Origin of the sequence: Micromonospora sp. NPDC005215, from assembly GCF_040607915.1 — a bacterium.
Classification (GTDB): domain Bacteria; phylum Actinomycetota; class Actinomycetes; order Mycobacteriales; family Micromonosporaceae; genus Micromonospora.
The window spans coordinates 37,527-56,474 of sequence record NZ_JBEXHQ010000050.1 but is presented as its reverse complement, the minus strand read 5'-3'; the positions used below and the strand labels follow the sequence as shown (position 1 = coordinate 56,474).

Sequence of the window (18,948 nt, the reverse complement as noted above, 5' to 3'; positions counted from 1 at the left end):
GATGTCGTCGACAGGGACGCTAGCGGCGATTGCGGAAGGTCTGCTCCTGCAATCGCCGGCGGGTTCGGACGAGTCGCGTGTAGCTGCGTCAGCGCAAGGTGCAGGGGCGCCGGGGCGCCGGGACGCGGGGCGCAAGGTGCCGGGGCGTCGGGGCGCGCGGCGGTTGGCGTCCGGGGCCCCGACGCGAAAGAGCCGGACCCGCACGGGTCCGGCTCTTATCGGCGTACGGCGAAGGGGTCAGCGGCCCCGCGACTGGCGGGAGGCGCCCGGCGGTCGCATGTTCTTCGGGATCGCGCCCTTGGGCATCTGCGGACGGGCGGTGAGGGCCTTGAGCCGCTTGTCCAGCGAGTTGACGTCCTTGCCGGAGAGCGCGCGGGGCAGACGCAGCAACGTCGTGCGGAGCTTGCGGATCGGCAGCTCGCCCTCCTCCTGCCCGATCACGTAGTCGTGCAGGGGCGCGGAACCGATCACCTTCGACAGCCGCCGCTTCTCCTGCCCGAGCAGGCCACGCACCCGCTGCGGGTTGCCCTCGGCCAGCAGGATCACGCCGGGCCGGCCGATCACCAGGTGGACCATGTCCATCTGCGTGGTCGAGCTGACCGCCGGGGTCACCCGCCAGTCGCCGCGCATGTTCTCCATGATCTGCGCCGCCGCGCCGGGCTGGCCCTCGGCGGCGTTCATCATCGCCTTGTTGGACCGCAGGTTGAGCACGATCAGCACCGCGAGCAGGACGAACAGGATGCCGATCGGCAGCCAGATCCAGCTCCAGAGGATGACCGCGACCACGGTGAGGGCGAGCGGGATGAGCACCGCGGCGGCGACCAACGGCGCGAACCACCGGTCCTGCTTGGCGGTGAACTGGAACACCATCCCGATCTGCTTCAGCCGTTGGCCGAACGAGACCTTCTCCTGGGGCTTTGCCATGTCGCAGAGTCTAGTGGTCGCCGCCGGCCCCGTTGATCCGCGTCCGGGTGCCGGCCGACTGAGTACCTTACGTCGCCTCGCCGGTGCCGGCCGGGCGAGTAAGGAGGGTGCCGACGGTGAAGATCAGGCACTGTGCCCATGCTCGGGTGGGGCCTTCGCGCGGAGAGTCGTCAGCAGCGGACGACACCACGACGAAGGAGACCGACATGTTCGGCAACGACGCGGAATTCCTGCTCTCCCTGCACCGTACGCACGCCGCCGAGCTGCGCGCCGAGGTGGCCGCGGACCGGCTCGCCCGGGCGGTGTCGCGACGCCCCGGCCGCACCTGGCTGGGCCGCCGCCAGCAGACCCGCCGCCTCGGCGACGACCGCCGGTGACCGTGCCGGCCCCGGCGGCCACGCCCACGGCACCCACCCTGCGGGACGGTCGACCGGAGGCCGTCCCGCCGGTCGGCGGGGTCGGGGCGGGCGGCCGTCATGGCATGCTCGCTTCCGTGACCGTACGCGCCGCCAGTTCCGTCCTCGTCGGCCGTCAGCCTGAGCTGACGACGCTGCGCGAGGCGCTGGCTCGCGCACGGGCGGGGGAGCCGACCACAGTGCTGGTCGGTGGCGAGGCGGGGGTGGGCAAGACCCGGCTGTTGGAGGAGTTTTCCGGCTGGGCCGTCGACGGCGGGGCGCGGGTGCTGGTCGGCCAGTGCCTGGAGTTGGGCGAGGCGGGTCTGCCGTTCGCCCCGTTCGCCGCCGCCCTGCGCGCGGTGCTGCGCGTCGACGGCCCGGAGGTGTTCTCCGGCTACGAGGCCGAGTTCGCCCGGCTGCTGCCGGAGCTGGGCCGGGCGACGCTGGTCCCGCCGAGCGCCGCGCCGGTCGGTGACGCACCGCGCGGCTACCTGTTCGACCTGGTCGCCGAGCTGTTCCAACGGCTCGCCGAGGCCCGGCCGCTGGTGCTGCTGATCGAGGACCTGCACTGGGCCGACCGCTCCACCCGCGACCTGATCGGCTTCCTGGTCCGGGCGGCCCGACCGGGCCGGCTGCTGCTGGTCTGCACCTACCGCACCGACGAGTTGCAGCGCGGCCACCCGTTGCGCCCGTTCCTGGCCGAGCTGGACCGGGTCCGCGGTGTGCACCGCGTCGAGCTGGGCCGGCTGGACCGCGACGGCACCGGCGCGATCCTCGCGGATCTGCTCGGTGCCGAGCCGTCCACACGTGCCGTCGACGACGTCCACGAGCGCACCCAGGGCAACCCCTTCTTCATCGAGGAGTTGGCCGTCGCCGGCGATCCGGTCGGCTGCGCGGCGCTTCCCGAGACCCTGCGTGACCTGCTGTTGGCCCGGGTGGACCAGCTGCCCGAGCCGTCCCAGCGGGTGCTGCGGATCGCCGCGGCCGGCGGCACCCGGTTCGCCCACGACCTGCTCGCCGAGGTCGCCGGGCTGCCGGACACCGAGTTGGAGGACGCGCTGCGTGTCGCCGTCGCCGCCCAACTCGTGGTGGCCGACCCGGACGGTGACTACGAGTTCCGACACGCGCTGGTCCGCGAGGCCGTGCACGACGAGTTGCTGCCCGGCGAGCACGCCCGGCTGCACGCCCGCTTCGCCGCCGCGATCGAGGCGCAGCCGCACCTGGTCGCCGTCGGCCGGGCCCCGGCCGAGATCGCCCACCACTGGTACGCCGCCCACAATCACCCGCGCGCCCTGGTCGCCGCGCTGGCGGCGGCCCGCGCCGCCGCCGACCGGTACGCCTATGCCGAGCAGCGCCGACTGTTGGAGCGGGCGCTGGAGCTGTGGGAGTTGGTGCCCGACGCCGCCGACCTGCTCGGCCTCGACCACCTGGCGTTGCTGGAACAGACCCTGGACGCCGCGATCACCGCCGGTGACTTCAGCCGGGCGATCACCCTGACCCGGGCCGGGCTGGCCGAGGTGGACGCCGACGCCGCGCCGCTGCGTGCCGCCCGCCTGCTGGACCAGCGGGGTCGACTGATGGCCCTGCTCGGCAAGAGTGACGGCAGCCGGGAGCTGGATGAGGCGTACCGGTTGGCGGCCGGTGGCCCGGTCGGCGTTGAGCGGGTCCGGCTGCTCGCCGACATCGCCTCCCACCTGGCCAAGATCGCCCCTCAGCAGGCCGCCCGGGTGGCCGCCGAGGCGGGTACCGCCGCCGCGGCCCTCGGCGAGGAGTTGGCCCTGCTGCCGACGCGGATCGCCCTGCTCTGCCACGGCCAACGGGATCTGGAGCGCGGGCTGACCGGGCTGGCCGAGGTGGAGGCCGTCGCGCGGGCGGCCGGGGACACGCCCGCGCTGGTGCTCGCCCAGGTGTTCCAGTCGGACATGCTCTGCGAGCTGGGCCGCTACGCCGAGTCCGCGCAGGCGGCCGAGGCCGGTGTGGCCGAGGCGCGGCGGGTGGGGATCAGCCGCTCGACCGGGGCGTACCTGCTGTCGAACCGGGCCGAGGCGTTGATCGCCCTGGGTCGGTGGGACGAGGCCGAGGCGGTGTGCGCGGAGGCCGCCCGGATCGACCTGTCCGGCGTCACCGGGCTGCACTGGCTCCAGTTGGGCGCCGGGCTGCGGCTGGCCCGCGGCCACCCGGGCGCCGACGAGCTGGTCGGCCGGGCGTTGGCCTTCCTCGGCCGGCCCTACCTGTGGCCGAACCACCGGCTGCCCCTGCACGAGCTGGGGATCGAGGCCGCGCTGGCCGCCGACGACAAGATCGAGGCGGTACGCGCCGCCCGCGCCGCGCTGGCCGACGCGCATCTGCCGCAACTGGCCCGGGAGGGCTGGCCGGTGCTCAGCGCCGTCGCCCGTACCGCCGCCCGGGTGGGTGACCGGGAGTTGGCCGCCGCCGCTTCCCTGCTCGCCGCGGACCTGCCGGCCCGGCATCCGGCGGCGCGGGCGCACGCCGCCCAGGTCAGCGCCCTGCTGGCGGTCGGCGATCAGGTGCTGCCGGCCTGGCGGGCGGCGGTGGACGCGTGGCGTGCCGACGGGCAGCCGTACCCGCTCGGTCGGGCGTTGTTGGCGCTGGCCGAGGCGGCCGCCGCCGCAGGCGAGCGGGACGAGGTGCCGGCGGCGGTCACCGAGGCCGCGGAGATCGCCCGGCGGTTGGGCGCGGCGCCGCTGGCCGAGGCGGCCGCAACCCTGGCGCGGCGGGTCGGCCTGCGCGGGACGGGTCAGGGCGGGGCGGGCGCCGATCTGTTGACCGCCCGGGAGCGGGAGGTGCTGCGGCTGGTCGCCGAGGGGCACAGCAACAGCCGGATCGCCGAGCAGTTGTTCATCTCCCCGAAGACGGCAAGCGTGCACGTCTCCCGGATCATCGCGAAGCTCGACGTGACCAACCGGGGGGAGGCCGCCGCGCTGGCCCACCGCCTCGGCCTGCTCGCCGAGCCCGCGCCGCCCCGCTGACGAGCGTGTCGGCGGCCGGGCGCTGCGGTCATCGTCGGGCCGGGAGCACTGGACTGGCGGGCCGGGCGCTGCGGTCATCGTCGGGCCGGGCGCACCGGACTGGCGGGCCGGGCGCGGTGGTCATCGTCGGGCCGGGAGCACCGGACTGGCGGGCCGGGGGCGGCGTCAGGTCGACGGCAGGTAGATCCGCCAGCCGTCGATCGTGACCAGGTCCAGGCTGCCCGGGGCGGTACGCAGCCGCTCGTCGAGCGTGTGCGCCAGCGGCGAGCCGGTCGGCGCGACCCAGGCCGGCGCCACCGCGCTGTCCACCTCCCGCCGGTACGCGGGGTAGCGGTCGAAGCCGGGGCGCAGCCCGTCGTCGACGACCGCGCAGACCACCTGCTCCGCCGTGGCGAAGGTGAGCCGGTTGCAGGTCCAGTAGCCGGCGCGGACGTGTCGTACGCCGAGCTGACGCAGGGTGGTCACCAACTCGGTGTACCGGGCCTCGGCGGCCCGGGTCGCGGGTACGGTCCGCGCTGCCTGCCAGGTGGCGTGGGCGGCGGTGCCCAGGGTGGCCACGAGCAACGCCAGCGCGACCGGGCGGGCCAGCGCAGGCCCGACGCCGCGACTGTCGCTCGCCGACTGTCGCAGCCCGCCACGGGCCGTCGCCCAGACCGGCCACAGCAGTGCCGGCAGGGAGATGAGCAGGCAGGACAGATAGCGGGAACTCTCCACCGGGGTGAGCCCGGCGGAGCTGCTCACGGTGTACGCACCGAGGGTGGCGACCGCGGCCAGCACGAGCGCCAGCCAGATCGCCGCCGCCACCCGAGCCGGCACCTCGGCAGCGCCGCCAGGACCGCCAGCGTCGCGAGGTCCGCCAGCGTCGCGAGGTCCGCCAGCGTCGCGAGGTCCGCCAGCGTCGCGAGGTCCGCCAGCGTCGCGAGGTCCGCCAGGGCCGCCAGCGGCGGGGGCTGCGCGGTTGGTCGGGATTGCGGGCGCGCGGCGCAGCGTGTACCAGGCGGTGGCGGCGGCGAGGGCCAGCAGCAGCGGCAGGGCGAAAGCCCACCACAGTTGCCAGCTGGCGCACCGCCCGGGACCGCAGAACCCCATGCCCAGCGCCGGGCCGAGCAGCAGGCCGCCGTGCAGCCGCTCCGCCCATCCCGCGCTGGCGTTCGCACCGCTGGCGGCGAGCACCGCGTCCAGGGGGTTCCGTCCGGTCAGCAGGCTGTCCAGCAGCAGCGGGGCGGCGCCCAGCACGGCGGCGGCGCCGAGCAGCGCCCCGGCCGCACCCCGCAGCTCCCGACGGCAGAACCCGACAAGCACCGCGCCGGTCGCCACGACGTACGGCAGCACCAGCGGGTCGACCCAGACCATCAGGCCGGCCAGGAACCCCCACACCGCCCAACGCGTCAGCCGCCACCCCGGCCTCCCGGTGGCCAGATCCACGGCGAGCGCGGCCAGCGCCATCCCTGCCGCGTTCATCTCGGGATAGCCGCCCCCGGCGATCAACTGGTTCTTGATGATCCGGTCGGAGCCGAGGGCCAGCAGCGCCACCACCAGCAGCCCGAACCACCGGTCCCCGGTCAGTCGCAGCGTCAACCGCCAGGCCAGCAGCAGGAACAGCAGGTACAGCGCGAGGGTGGGCAGTCGCAGATTGAGCAGCGACGGCCCACCGGCCAGGGCGAACACCGGCGCGGCCAGGTACGCCTCCAGCGGGCCCATGTACTGCTGGCCGTAGAACCAGACGGGGAAGTCCTCGCCCCGGGAGATGTGCAGCGCCGCCAACCCCATGGCGGCCTCGTCGCTGTTCGTCGGCGGCGCGGCGTGCCCCAGCAGCCAGAGCCGGTAACCCACCCCCGCGAACAGGGCCAACCCGGTGAGCCAGCCGACCAACCCGGGACGCGCGCCGGGCCGCGGGCGCGGGGAGTCCGCGCCGCGCGGCTGGTGACGTACGCCGAGGGTCACTCCACGATCATGGCATCCGGACGCCGAACGGCCGCGCGGCGCGAGCGGTCGTAGCGTGACCGGGGCTGATGTGGCTGAAGAAGCGCTATCGATCGGGCTGTCACGTCGAAACGTGCTGGCGCGTCCCGCGTCCCGCGTCTCTAGCCTCGGTCTGGCCTTAGCTGTTTGATCAAGGTGGGATTCGGTCGGTTGATCTTCGGAAGTCGATGGCCGGCGTCTCGGGCGCGCTGACGGCCCGGGGCGCTGGCCGGGGTCCTCCACAGTGCTTGTCGGGCTGCGGGGTCACGGTTTAGGTGATCGGTCGTGGCAGCGCGGCGAGGCGTTCGAAGGCGGTGGCCAGGTCCGGCAGTACTTTCTCAAGGGCACCGACCTGACCGTCCACACCCGCACAGACCTCGACGCCGTCGCCACCCAGCTCAACGGCCGCCCACGCAAAACGCTCGACTGGGAAACCCCAGTCGAGCGCCTGCATAGACTGCTCACGGCCTGATCAACACGACCACGTGTTGCGACGACCCCTAGAAACCGCCCCGCCGGTGGGGGAGGCCCTCTCCTTGCGGTCAGTGCTGTGCCGCGAACATGTCTTCGATCGCCTTGATGACGAGGTCGGGGCGATCTGTCGGGATCTCGTGGGAGGTGCCCTTGGCGGTGACGAGCTCGCGGTTGGGGGCTTCCTTGACGAACGAGGCGGCGGCGTCGCGCCAGCGCTGAGCGTCCTCGGGAGACCCGGCAAAGGGGGTCTTCTCCGACACCATGACCGTGGCCGGCACGGAGGCGGGCCACTTCACCTTGTGGAAGGTCTGGTGGGCGGCGGCGAAGCCTTCCGCGGTGGAGATGAGCTGGCGGTTCGCAGGCTTCTCGGGATCCTTCTTCGCCGCGTCGACGTCCGGCTGGCCCGCGGCCACGAGGCGGGGGATTTGCTCGTCGGTGAAGAACTGGGGGAGGTTGGCGTCGACGAGGACCGCGCCGGAGAGCATCTCAGGGTTGTCCTGGGCAAGGTTGTTCGCGATCTCGCCGGCCTGGGAGTGGGACACCAGGGTTACGTCCCTGGTGACGCCGAGCTGCTTGAGACCTGCCTTGAGGTCGCTGACTGCGCTCTCGACCTTCCACGCGCCGGGCACCACGTCGCTCTCGCCGAGGCCGGCCCGGTCGTAGGTGATGACGGTGGCGCCGGTGGCCGCGTGAAGCTTGGGGGCGATGTTCTTCCACTGCGAGGAGTATTCGCCGCCGCCGGAGTCCAGGACGATGGTGGAACCGCTGCCCTGCGTGACGTAGAAGGCCAGGCGATGTCCCCCGTTGTTGACCATGTGCAGCTTCGCTGCGGCCGCCCGGCTGGTCGACGGCGAGGCGGACGATGTGGGGGGTTTCGAGGTCGAGGAGGTGGCGGAGGAACCGTCGTCGCCACACGCCGTGACGCCACCGGCAGCCAGGGTCAGTACGGCGAGAGACGACAGAACGCGATACGTGGACCGGTGCTTGCGGTGCTTGCGGGGGGTGCGGGACATGAGGATCCTTCGACGGAAGAGGGTGCTGCTGTACCTGTCCAAGCATTCGGGATCCTGATCGCTTACCCGACCCGGCTGGCATGTCTGTTGGTGATGAAGCTGACGCCAGTGAGCACCATGGGGTTAGCCCCCGGGCCCGGCTGATCGAAGCCGCCGCCGACACCGCCCGCCGCCGCTTCGGCGCCGCCGCCGTCATGCCCGCCACCCTCGCCACCCGCCGCACCCCGTAGACCGGAACCTGATGACAGGCACTGCACGGTTTCCAGGAAGGGGCGTCTTCTTTTGGGTCATGCCCGGACCGCCGCTGCCTCAATACAGCAAGGGCGTCGCTGAACGCGCTGGTCAACCCGGTGGCATCGGCGACGTCCGCGAGGAGCCGCATGCCGGCACGGTCTCGTCTGGGCTGGGGCCCCGCTGCCCGGCGCGGCCCGCGACGTGAACGCCGTCCCCGGCGCTGTGCTGCCAAGGCATTTGACCAGTTCCCGAGCGGTTGGGAGCACATCAGGGCAGTCCTTTCGGGCGTCAAGGCGACGCGGGGCGGGGCGACCTGAGATCGACCTCGACGGCCGATCCGCGGGCAGGTGCGGCGACAGCACCGCTCGCCCTCGGACCTCGGTGCCTGAACACTTCCCCGCCTGATCGGCAATGTCAGGTTGAAGGGCGGGCTTTGCCGAGGAGGGCCATGGATTCGGATGGGGATTTGATAGGCCGGTCGCTGGATGGCGATGTCGACGCCTTCGTGGAGGTGGTCGAGCGTCATGAAGCCGCCGTCGGTTCGTACCTCGTTCGCCGGGCGGGGCGGGATGCGGCCGAGGACCTCCTGGGCGAGGTTTGGGTTGCGGCGTTCGAGTCGCGGCGATCGTACGACCGGTCGTACAGCGATGCGCGGCCGTGGCTGTACGGGGTGGCATTGAATCGCTTGCGGCGCTACTGGCGCTCCCGGCCGGTCGAGGACCTGGTCGCGGACGTGCCGGACGTGGCTACTGGATGGGATCCGTGGTCCGCGGTGGACCTCGGCATGGACGCCCGGGCGGTGCTCCGGTCGGCCCTGATGCGGCTCAAACCCGAAGAGCGGGAGGTCCTGAGGCTTGTCGCCTGGGAGGACCTGACCGCAGCCGACGCCGCGCGGGCACTCGGCATACCGGCCGGCACCGCGCGGCGGCTGCTGAGCCAGGCCAGGACGGCATTGCGCGACGCGCCGGGGGTGTCCGCGCTTCTGAAGGACCGCAACAGCGCGAAGGAGAGACACCGATGACCGACGAGCTCGATCTGGTCGGTGCGTTGGGCAGCGCAGAACCACTACGCCCGGAGGCGTATCAGCGGGCGCGGGCGGTGCTGCGGGCGGCTATGGCCGACCCCGGAACCGTGCGGCTGCTGGGCGCGATATCAGCGGAGGACACGACTATGGAGGCGACTTCAACAATGGAAACGACGACAACCACGCAGGACCTCGAATCCAGCCCGGCGATTCAGCGACGCCGCCGGATCGGTATCGCGGGCCGATTGGGCATCGGCGCCGGGGTGGCGGTTACCGCCGCGGCGGCAGTCGTCGCTGTGGTGCTCAACTCGTCGGCAACCGGGGGCACGGAGGCCGGCAAGGATTCGTCGGCCGCCACCGCGGGCTCGACCACCGTCGACGGGTCCGCCGAGCGCGCGCCGCTGATGACCCTGGCCGGCTCCATCAAGACGGTCGCCCCGTCGGCGGGCGACGCGTGGCTGGTGAAGGCGACGCAGGTCCACGGCACCAAGACCATGCAGGTCGTCTACACGCTGTACACCGACGATCACGCGATCTATACGGGCAACAGCGTGAAGGACATCAAGCGTGCGATCGTGCGTCACCAGGACCAGATGATGGACGGCGGCTACGCTCCGCTCCTCAAGGCAGCCGTCGCCGCGGCGGACAGCAGCCCGGCCGACGGCCGGACCCAGATGCTCAAGGCAGCCGAGGATCCGCTGGTGGGCCTCGACCCCGCAGCGCAGAAGGTGGTGTGGGACAAGCAGCAGGCGGCCGCCCAGGTGATTATTGAGCAGAAGGGCGGCAACGCCCAGCCGAAGCCGTACAGCCCCCAGGCCGTTGAGCGGCACTTCGACAACGCCCTGTGGTCGTACAGCACCCAGGCGCTGTCCGCTGGCGACGGCAACACGCAGGTCCGGGCCGGTGTGCTGCGTCTGCTGTCCACCATCTCCGCGGTCAGCGTCAAGAACTCGACCACCCACGGCAAGGCCACGCTGACGATCACCGCCGGCCCCGAGGTGTTCGGCGGCGAGGGCAGCGAGGTGCTGACCATCGACGCCAAGACCGGCATGCTGGTCAAGGACGTCTCCACAGTGCCGGGCCTCACCGAGGCCTCCACGACGTACGAATCCTCCCGCGTGACGAAGGCCGACCTGTAGGCCGGGAACTCCCACCCACCAGCATTCCGGCAGACGGGCGTAACGCGCCCGGCGTTCGGTAACGGTGCGGGCCGCCTGGAGGCGGCCCGCACCGTCGTTTTGTTGTTCACACCGCCGAGGGTTGTGTGCACCTGGCAGAAGGCTGGTCAGCCCGCGGTGACGACCGGGGTGGCGGCGCGGGCGTCGAGCGCCTGCTTGTAGAGCCGACCGGCCCGGTACGACGAACGCACCAGCGGCCCGCTCATCACCCCGGCGAAGCCGATCTCCTCGGCCTCCTCGCGCAGCTCCACGAACTCCTCCGGCTTGACCCAGCGGGTCACCGGGTGGTGCCGGGGGGAGGGGCGCAGGTACTGCGTGATCGTGATCAGCTCGCAGCCGGCCTCGTGCAGGTCGCGCAGCGCCTGGGAGACCTCGGCGCGCTCCTCGCCCATGCCCAGGATGAGGTTGCTCTTGGTGACCAGACCGTCGGCGCGGGCCTGCCGGATCACGTCCAGCGAACGGTCGTAGCGGAACGCCGGCCGGATGCGCTTGAAGATGCGCGGCACGGTCTCCACGTTGTGCGCCAGCACCTCCGGGCGCGAGCCGAAGACCTCGGCCAGCTGCTCGGGCACGGCGTTGAAGTCCGGGATCAGCAGCTCGACGCCGCAGCCGGGCTGTAGGGCGTGGATCTGTCGAACGGTCTCGGCGTACAGCCAGGCGCCGCCGTCGGGCAGGTCGTCCCGGGCGACACCGGTGATGGTGGCGTAGCGCAGCCCCATCGAGACCACCGACTCGGCCACGCGGCGCGGCTCGTCGGCGTCGAACTCGGCCGGCTTGCCGGTGTCGATCTGGCAGAAGTCGCAGCGCCGGGTGCACTGGTCGCCACCGATGAGGAAGGTGGCCTCCCGGTCCTCCCAACACTCGTAGATGTTGGGGCAGCCGGCCTCCTGGCAGACGGTGTGCAGCCCTTCGCGCGAGACGAGCCCGCGTAGCTGGGTGTACTCCGGGCCCATCTTGGCCTTCACCTTGATCCACGGCGGTTTGCGCTCGATCGGCGTCTCGGCGTTGCGCGCCTCGATGCGCAGCAGACGCCGCCCCTCGGGGGCGGCCGTCGCGGTGCGCGCTGCCTGGCCGGTCGTCGGCGCGGAGTGCTCGATCGTCACGAAAATGAGCCTACGCCGGACGGCAGGTGTCTATGTACGCCAGGCGACCGGCGTCACGCCCCAAACGTTGTGACGCCGGACACCGGATAGTCGAAAAAGGGCGTCACACACGGGGAGATCCGGTGCTACGGTCACCGCCAACAGCGACGACGGAGCCAAGTAGCGCGCCGACCCGCCAGTGCAGAGAGCCGCCGGTGCTGAGAGGCGGTCTGGCGCCGGTGCGCGAAGACCCTCCCGAGCTGCGGGCAGAACGGCCGGAACGCCTAGTAGAGCCCGCCCGGCTGGCCCCGGTCACCAGGCGACGAAAGAGGCCCCCGTTCCGGCGGGGGTGAAGGTGTGGTGGCACCGCGAGGTTCCCGCTCGCCCACACCTCCCTGGGGCTGATGCGACGCATCGCTTCCCCAGGGCGGCGACGGCGTGGCGATCGACCGAGGAGCAGCCCGCCATGCAACGAACCCTGTCCCACCACCTGCCCGCCCAGATCGGCGCGACAGTGCGGATCGCCGGGTGGGTACACCGCCGCCGACTGCTCAAGTCGGTGGCCTTCCTGATCGTGCGGGACGCCGCCGGCCTGGCCCAGGTGGTCGTGACCGACCCGGCCATCCGCGCCGAGCTGGAGAAACTTCCCGAGGAGACGGTCGTCGAGGTCATCGGCACGGTGACCGCGAACGAAACGGCGCCCGCCGGGGTCGAGCTGACCGACCCGGAGGTACGCCCGCTCGGGCCGCCCGCCGTGCCGCCACCGTTCGACCTGTACCGGCCGACGCTCACCGCCAGCCTGCCCACCCAACTCGACAACGCGCCGACCGCCCTGCGCCACCCCACCCGGTCGGCCGCGTTGCGGATCTCGGCGGCGGCGGTCGCCGGGTTCCGGGCCACCCTCGACGCCCACGATTTCGTGGAGATCCACACCCCGAAGGTGGTCAGCTCCTCGACCGAGAGCGGGGCGAACGTCTTCGCGCTGGACTGGTTCGGCGGGCCCGCGTACCTGGCCCAGTCGCCGCAGTTCTACAAGCAGTTGATGGTCGGCGTCTTCGAACGCGTCTACGAGGTGGGGCCGGTCTTCCGGGCCGAGCCGCACGACACCGTCCGGCACCTCGCGCAGTACACCTCGCTCGACGCGGAGCTGGGCTTCGTCGCCGACCACTCCGACGTGATGCGGGTGCTGCGCGACACAGTGGCCGGGATGCTGGGCACCGTGGGCGAGCGGGCCGGTGGCGCCCTGGCGACGCTCGGCGTCACGCCGCCGGACGTGCCCACGGAGATCCCGGCGGTGCACTTCACCGAGGCGTTGACGATCGCCGGCGCGCCCGCCGACGAGCCGGACCTCGCGCCCGCCCACGAACGGGCGCTGGGCGAGTGGGCCCGCCGCGAACACGCCTCCGACTTCGTCTTCGTCACCGGCTACCCGATGGCGAAGCGGCCGTTCTACACCCACCCGGACCCGGCGCGGCCGGCGTACTCGAACGGTTTTGACCTGCTGTTCCGTGGTCTGGAGCTGGTCACCGGCGGGCAGCGGCTGCACCGCCACGCCGACTACCTGGCGGCGCTGGCGGCACGCGGTGAACCGGTCGAGCCGTACGCCGGTTACCTGGACGCGTTCCGGCACGGCATGCCGCCGCACGGTGGCTTCGCCATCGGCCTGGAACGTTTCGTGGCCCGCCTGGTCGGCGCGGCCAACATCCGGGAGGTCACCGCGTTCCCGCGCGACCTGCACCGCCTGACTCCGTAGGAGGGTGCCCTGCCGGCCCACTCGATCGGGTCGAGTGGGCCGGCGGGGGCTCAGGCGGGGCCGAGCAGGTCCCAGAGGTTGCCGGCGATGTCCCGGAAGACGGCGACCCGGCCGTACGGCTCGGTGCGCGGCGGCTTGACGAACTCGACGTGCATCTCGGCCATCCGGCGGTAGGTGGCGTCGAAGTCGTCGACCTGGAGGAAGAACCCGACGCGGCCGTGGGTCTGGTCGCCCACCGCGGCCTCCTGCCGCTCGCCGTCGGCGCGGGCCAGCAGCAGCCCGGTGCCGCCGCCCGGCGGGCGGACCACCACCCAGCGCTTCGGCCGCCCGTCGTTGGTCAGCGACGGGGTGTCCTCGGCCAGCTCGAAGCCGAGTACGCCGGTGAAGAAGGCGATGGCCGGGTCGTACTCGGTGACGACGACGGTGATGAGATCGATCTGCACAGACCGAGGGTAGGCCGACCTTCGGTCATCCCGGCGTTCGGCCGGGTCTCAGACCGTGACGAGGGTGGACAGCCGGCGCTCGACCACCGGGAGCACGTCGGCGACGCCGATCGGGCGGCCCAGCTCGGCGGTGAGCGAGGAGACGCCCGCGTCCCGGATGCCGCACGGCACGATCCGGTCGAAGTACGTCAGGTCGCAGTCGCAGTTGATCGAGAAGCCGTGCAGGGTGACGCCCCGGGCGACCCGGATGCCGATGGCGGCCACCTTGCGGGCCGGCCCCCGGTCGTCCTCGGGCACCCAGACCCCGCTGCGCCCCTCGATCCGCCCGGCGGCCAGCCCGAATTCGGCGCACACGTCGATGAGTAGCTCTTCGGTCCGGCGGACGTAGGCGACCACGTCCACCGGGTCGGGCAGCCGCACGATCGGGTAACCGACGAGCTGCCCCGGCCCGTGCCAGGTGATCTTGCCGCCGCGGTCCACGTCGACGACCGGGGTGCCGTCCGTCGGCCGGTCCCACGGCTCGGTGCGCTTGCCCGCGGTGTAGACGCTCGGGTGCTCCAGCAGCAGCACGGTGTCGCCACGCTCGCCGGCCACCACCGACTCGTGCAGGCGCCGCTGCTCGTCCCAGGCGGCCTGGTAGTCGAGCAGGCCGGCGCGGACGGCCGTGAGGCCGGAGATCGTCGTTGTCACGGTCTCCAGCCTAGTCCCGCACCCGGCGATCTTCCCTGGTGAGCCGCCTCACCAGCGAGGATCGCGCCCGCTGCCGGTGCGGGCCCGTGGCGTTGGCTGACCGCGTCCGCCCGGCCCGGTCGGGCCGCTCGGCGTCACGTCGACACCGCGCCGCGGCGACGAACGCGCCGAACGACGAGGGCCACGGCGAGCAGCGGCGGTACGGCCAGCGCGAGGTACAGCCAGACCGGGGCGGCGAACGGCGACGGCCGGCGTTCCGGGCCACCGAACGCGTCACGGGTCAGCAGGTCACCCGGCACCAGCAGGTCGGTCGACCCGACCGGCGCGGTCACCAGCACCTCCCGGCCGCCGCCGGGCGACAGCGCGGCGAGAACGGCCTGCCGGTCCGTGTCCGGCCCCGTCCCGCGCACCTCCTCCACCACCGGGTCGTCGCCGCGCCAGCCGACGATCTCGCTGGTCGAGGCGGCGACCGTCAGCGGCTGGCCGACGGTCTGGCCGGTGGCGGCGTCCAGGAACTCGATCCGCAGGGCGCGTGCCGCCGTCTGCTCCGCCGTGCACATCAGCCCGGCGCAGCCGTCGAAGGCGAGCAGGGCGATCCGTCGACCGTCCGGGTGCCAGGCGGCCGGCCCGGCCAACATCCGCCGATCGCCCAGGTCGACCTGCCACCGAGGGGTGCCGCCGGTCGGGTCGACGACCACCAGCCGTTGTCGCGCGGCGATCGACGCCGCCTCGTCAGGCGGGCCGGCCACCGCCAGCACGTCACCGCCGGGCGACCAGGCCGCCGCGTGGTGGGCGGCGAAGGTGCCGGCGGCCACCACCTGCTCGGTGCCCCCGAACGGGTCGACAACGAGCAGGTCGTCGGGCTTCTCCGGGTTGTTGAGCTGCTGATTCTCCGGCCCGTAGGTGATCACCGTGTCGTCGTTGTCCCGGGTGCCCAGCACGCGCCGCCCATCCGCCGACCAGGCCAGCGGGGCGACCCCGGGGGGCACGGTGCGGCGCTGGCGGCCGGTGGTGAGGTCCAGCAGTTGGCCGGAGCCCGGCCGCAGGTAGTGCCGCCCGTCCGGGGAGAGCGACCCGTGCCCCTCACCGATGTCGATCGGGATCAGCCGGTACGCGCCGTCCCGGTCGACCAGCACACCGGTCGACTCGAAGTAGCGGGTGCGGTCGGTGAAGAACACCAGCGCTGCCGGACCGGCCGAGCGTTGCCCCACGGTGGCCTGCCACAGCCACGGATCGTGCACCCGGGCCGGGACCACGCCGGTCGTGGGGTCGGCGACAGTGCCGGTCGCGGCCGTGGCGGTTGGCGCGCTGAGGGTCACCAGCCCCAGCGCAGCCCCGGCCACGGCGGCGCGCCACAGTCGCCGGCCTGTCATTCCCATCGGTCCATTAGACGCGACGAAGGGCCGTCACGACGTCCCGGTCGGTCGCGTCGCGGCTACCGGTCAGTCGGCGGGATGCGCCAGAGCCAGACGTCGTCGACCCGCTGCGGCTGGCCGAACAGGGCGATGCCGGTCCGCCGCAGCGCCTCCTCGTCGACCTCGAACTTCGCGCCGTGCACCCGGTCGGCGAGCACCACCGTCTCGATCCGCCAGTGCCGCAGGTCCGACCGGACCTCCCGGATCGTCCCGTCGGTGACGATCGGCACCAGTCCGGTCCGGCCGGCCTGGTCCATCAACGCGCTCAGGGTGCGGGGCACCGGGCCGATCCGGCCGCGCCCGTCCGGCCCGCCGGGGCCGAGGAAGAAGCCGCCCGGAATGGCGAACTCGCCCTGTCGGTGCGACAACGCGTACGCCTGCCAGCGTTGGCCGTCCGGGTAGATGTCCACTGTCAACGGCACCGGGGTCAGCACGCCGTCCGGTGAGACGTAGTCCCGCCAGGTGCCGGAGGTGATGAACCGCGGGATCGGTTCACGCTCGTCGGTCAGCAGCGGGGTGGGCAGCAGCGGCACCAGGGCCGCCGCGAACCCAAGCACCCAGGCCAGCTCCGTGGGGCGGTACCGGGGTGGCGCAGCGCGCAACTGGTCGACGGCGTACGCCAGGAGCAGCCCGATCACCGGCGCGACCACCAGCGCCAGCCGGGCCGGCAGTGCGGCGTTCACCACCGGCAGTTGTCCGAGCAGGTCGAACGGCATGGGCAGGTCGGTGCGCCGCCCGTCGACCTTGGCGATCGGGCCGAAGGAGAGCACCGAGAAGATCAGCGCGAGGACGCCCAGCGCCCAGAGGGTGGCCCGGCGGCTCGGGTCGGCCCGCCGCCAGAGCGCGACGAAGCAGACGACAGTGAGCACCAGCAGCGGGACGCCGAAGAACGAGTTCTCCTCGGTCGGGTTCGGCGCCAACGAGGTGCCCAGCCCCGCCTCGCCGGCCAGCGAGCGGCGCGGGAACGCGGCGAACGCGGCGATGTCCTCGGAGTGGATCACCGGGTCGAAGCCGGTGCCGTGGAACCGTTGCGGCCCGGCGAAGTGCAACCACAGCGGGTACGACAGCAGCACGCCGGCCACCACGGCGGTCACCCCGAGCCCGCGCAGGAAGGTGGGCAGCGCGACGCGTGCCTCGGCCCGGTTGGCCGGGTGCAGCGCCCAGATGGCGACGAACACTCCCAGCGCCAGCGCCGTGAAGAAGAGCCCCTCGGCGGCGATCGAGAAGGCCACCGCGACCAGCACGCCGAGGATCACCCCGTCGCGTAGCCAGTGCCCTGCTCGGCGCAGCGCGAACAGCCCCCAGATCAGCAGCGGCACCAGCCAGCCGGCGGTCCAGTTCAGGTGCGCGTTGGCGTGCGAGACCATGCCGGGGGAGTAGGCGATGAACAGGCCGCCGATCCCGGCGGCCAGCCGACTGCGGACCAGGTGCCGGGAGAGCAGCCAGTACCAGGCCAGCGCGGTGGCGAGCAGGTTCAGGGTGAGGATCACCAGGAAGGTGGCCGGCGGCCCGATCAGGTACGTGAGCGGGGCGAAGACCACCGCGTACACCGTGATCGAGGTGTTGACCGCGAGGTTCACGCCGTCCGGGACGTTGATCAGGTACGTGAAGAGCGGGTTGTCCCCGTGGGTGACCGCGTGCCCGCCGAAGGCCAACAGCCACTCGAAGAGCGCCTGGTCGCTGGAGTTGACGGTGATGGTGCGGACGTTCGGGTCCCGCCACAGCCCACTTGTCACCCACACGGCGAGCGCGGACGCCACAAGCACGACGATCAGGTCGGCCCGGCGGTCCCGGATGACGCGCGGCGGTGACGCGGGTGCGGGCCCGGTGGCCAGCGACGGGGAGGACGGCACGCAGCGGACGTTACCAACCGGACCTGGACAGGCCGGTCAGACCTGCAAGGAGGGGACCGTTGTTGTCGCGTGGGGTTGGGGAGGACTCGTGTCGACGGTTCGGCGTACACCTTGGCGCTCGTGAATGTGTGAGCGCGGCCCATGTCATGGCGGCGACACATCGTCGTAACGTCACGGCAATTCGCCAGTGACCCAGTTCACAGTCCGCCCCTTCAGGAGGCCCGTCGTGCGCCGCTCCTCGTCCATCCTCACCCGGCTGATCGGCGTGGGCGCCGGGCTCGTCCTCGCCGCAGCCGGCGCGGTCGCCGTCGCCGCACCCGCCCAGGCCGCGACCCTCACGCAGGTCACCGGGTTCGGCTCCAACCCGGGCAACCTCGCCATGTACGCCTACCGGCCGGACAACCTGCCGGCCAACTCCCCGGCCGTGGTGCTGCTGCACGGCTGCGTCCAGAACGCCTCCGGCTACTTCGCCAACTCCGGCTGGCAGAAGTACGCCGACCAGTGGAAGTTCTCAGTGATCGTCGCCCAGCAGCCGGCCGGCAACAACGCCAACTCCTGCTTCAACTTCTTCGAGGCCGGCGACACGGCCCGGGGCCAGGGCGAGGCGCTGTCCATCAAGCAGATGGTCGACCACGCCAAGGCGAACTTCGCTGTGGACGGCTCCCGGGTCTTCGTCAGCGGGCTTTCCGCGGGTGGGGCGATGAGCGCTGTCATGCTCGCCACGTACCCGGACGTCTTCGCCGCCGGATCGATCATCGCGGGCATCCCGTACCGCTGCGCCACCAGCATGGTCAACGCCTTCAGCTGCATGAATCCGGGCGCGGACAAGACCCCGGCCGCCTGGGGCGACCTGGTTCGGGGCGCGTACTCCGGCTACACCGGCCCGCGGCCCCGCGTGGCCATCTGGCACGGCACCTCGGACTCGACTGTCACCCCGCTCAACGGCACCGAGTCCCGCGACCAGTGGACCAACGTGCGCGGCATCTCGCAGACGCCGACCAGCTCCTCGTCGCTGCCCGCCAACACGAGCCTGGAGGTGTACGGCAACGACGAGGTGCGTCTGTACCGGGTCTCCGGCATGGGCCACGGCACTCCGGTCGACCCGGGTTCCGGGGTCGACCAGTGCGGCACCGCCGGGGCGTACTTCCTCGACACCATCTGCTCGACGTACCGCGACGCGCTCTTCTTCGGCCTGAACGGCGGAGGCACCACCCCGACCCCGACCCCCACGGCCACCCCGACCCCCACCCCAACCCCCACCCCAACCCCCACGGCCACCCCGACCCCGACCCCGACGCCCACCACGCCGCCGACCTGCGTGACGGCCAGCAACTACGCCCACGTGACGGCCGGCCGGGCGTACCAGTCCGGCGGCTACGCCTACGCGAACGGCTCCAACCAGCGAATGGGCCTCTACAACACCTTCTACACCAGCGCCCTGAAGCAGACCGCCCCCAACTACTGGGTGATCGGCTGCTGACCCCCACCCCCACTCTGTTGATCAAGAGGTTTGCGTCA

General features: G+C 72.5%; 15 protein-coding genes and 1 pseudogene. 8 read left to right on the top strand and 8 right to left on the bottom strand.

The window, feature by feature from the left end; all coding sequences use genetic code 11:
* Positions 1-237: 237 nt before the first annotated feature.
* Entirely contained in the window at positions 238-924 is a 687-nt protein-coding gene (locus ABZU25_RS28400; protein ID WP_355032422.1) for a DUF4191 domain-containing protein, read from the bottom strand.
* 206 nt (positions 925-1,130) lie between these two features.
* Here ABZU25_RS28400 and ABZU25_RS28395 point away from each other — a divergent pair, with 206 nt between their 5' ends.
* Positions 1,131-1,301, top strand: coding sequence for a hypothetical protein (locus ABZU25_RS28395; protein ID WP_355032421.1), 171 nt, complete (start codon positions 1,131-1,133; stop codon positions 1,299-1,301).
* The gene (locus tag ABZU25_RS28390; protein ID WP_355032420.1) at positions 1,298-4,309 is read left to right on the top strand and encodes an AAA family ATPase; all 3,012 of its coding nucleotides are present in this window, start codon (positions 1,298-1,300) and stop codon (positions 4,307-4,309) included. Before ABZU25_RS28395 ends, ABZU25_RS28390 begins: the two co-directional genes overlap by 4 nt.
* A 165-nt stretch (positions 4,310-4,474) precedes the next feature.
* Here ABZU25_RS28390 and ABZU25_RS28385 read toward each other — a convergent pair whose 3' ends face one another.
* Entirely contained in the window at positions 4,475-6,181 is a 1,707-nt protein-coding gene (locus ABZU25_RS28385; RefSeq protein WP_355032425.1) for a hypothetical protein, read from the bottom strand.
* A gap of 406 nt (positions 6,182-6,587) precedes the next feature.
* On the opposite strand from ABZU25_RS28385, the pseudogene ABZU25_RS28380 reads away from it, so the two are divergent.
* A pseudogene (locus ABZU25_RS28380) lies at positions 6,588-6,743 on the top strand (IS30 family transposase); the annotation flags it as partial.
* A 70-nt stretch (positions 6,744-6,813) separates the two neighbouring features.
* Here the strand turns inward: ABZU25_RS28380 and ABZU25_RS28375 are convergent.
* The gene (locus tag ABZU25_RS28375; protein WP_355032419.1) at positions 6,814-7,758 is read right to left on the bottom strand and encodes an alpha/beta hydrolase; all 945 of its coding nucleotides are present in this window, start codon (positions 7,756-7,758) and stop codon (positions 6,814-6,816) included.
* Positions 7,759-7,838: 80 nt separating this feature from the next.
* On the opposite strand from ABZU25_RS28375, the gene ABZU25_RS28370 reads away from it, so the two are divergent.
* The 3 genes from ABZU25_RS28370 to ABZU25_RS28360 all read left to right on the top strand — a co-directional run bounded on the left by ABZU25_RS28370 (position 7,839) and on the right by ABZU25_RS28360 (position 10,155).
* Positions 7,839-7,988: a hypothetical protein gene (locus ABZU25_RS28370; RefSeq protein ID WP_355032418.1), complete on the top strand. Its 150-nt coding sequence runs from the start codon at positions 7,839-7,841 to the stop codon at positions 7,986-7,988.
* A gap of 452 nt (positions 7,989-8,440) precedes the next feature.
* Positions 8,441-9,013 (top strand): sigma-70 family RNA polymerase sigma factor, encoded by a 573-nt coding sequence (locus tag ABZU25_RS28365; protein ID WP_355032417.1) that lies wholly within the window; start codon positions 8,441-8,443, stop codon positions 9,011-9,013.
* Positions 9,014-9,090: 77 nt separating this feature from the next.
* Positions 9,091-10,155: a hypothetical protein gene (locus ABZU25_RS28360; protein ID WP_355032416.1), complete on the top strand. Its 1,065-nt coding sequence runs from the start codon at positions 9,091-9,093 to the stop codon at positions 10,153-10,155.
* Between the two features lie 146 nt (positions 10,156-10,301).
* Here the strand turns inward: ABZU25_RS28360 and lipA are convergent, their stop codons facing one another.
* Positions 10,302-11,297: a lipoyl synthase gene (gene lipA, locus ABZU25_RS28355; RefSeq protein ID WP_355032415.1), complete on the bottom strand. Its 996-nt coding sequence runs from the start codon at positions 11,295-11,297 to the stop codon at positions 10,302-10,304.
* A gap of 445 nt (positions 11,298-11,742) precedes the next feature.
* On the opposite strand from lipA, the gene aspS reads away from it, so the two are divergent.
* Complete coding sequence (aspS, locus tag ABZU25_RS28350; protein ID WP_355032414.1) at positions 11,743-13,029, top strand: aspartate--tRNA(Asn) ligase; 1,287 nt, start codon at positions 11,743-11,745, stop codon at positions 13,027-13,029.
* Positions 13,030-13,079: 50 nt separating this feature from the next.
* On the opposite strand, the gene ABZU25_RS28345 is transcribed toward aspS, so the two are convergent.
* From ABZU25_RS28345 to ABZU25_RS28330, 4 genes are all read right to left on the bottom strand, one after another.
* Complete coding sequence (locus ABZU25_RS28345; RefSeq protein WP_355032413.1) at positions 13,080-13,472, bottom strand: VOC family protein; 393 nt, start codon at positions 13,470-13,472, stop codon at positions 13,080-13,082.
* A gap of 48 nt (positions 13,473-13,520) precedes the next feature.
* The gene (gene lipB, locus ABZU25_RS28340) at positions 13,521-14,162 is read right to left on the bottom strand and encodes a lipoyl(octanoyl) transferase LipB (RefSeq protein ID WP_355032412.1); all 642 of its coding nucleotides are present in this window, start codon (positions 14,160-14,162) and stop codon (positions 13,521-13,523) included.
* 134 nt (positions 14,163-14,296) lie between these two features.
* Positions 14,297-15,541: a hypothetical protein gene (locus ABZU25_RS28335; RefSeq protein ID WP_355032411.1), complete on the bottom strand. Its 1,245-nt coding sequence runs from the start codon at positions 15,539-15,541 to the stop codon at positions 14,297-14,299.
* 56 nt (positions 15,542-15,597) lie between these two features.
* A complete protein-coding gene (locus ABZU25_RS28330; RefSeq protein ID WP_355032410.1) occupies positions 15,598-17,430 on the bottom strand; it encodes a DUF2079 domain-containing protein in 1,833 nt (610 codons plus the stop codon).
* A gap of 226 nt (positions 17,431-17,656) precedes the next feature.
* On the opposite strand from ABZU25_RS28330, the gene ABZU25_RS28325 reads away from it, so the two are divergent.
* Positions 17,657-18,910 carry a PHB depolymerase family esterase gene (locus ABZU25_RS28325; RefSeq protein WP_355032409.1) on the top strand — a complete coding sequence of 418 codons (1,254 nt, stop codon included), beginning with the start codon at positions 17,657-17,659 and terminating at the stop codon, positions 18,908-18,910.
* The last annotated feature ends 38 nt before the right edge of the window (positions 18,911-18,948 follow it).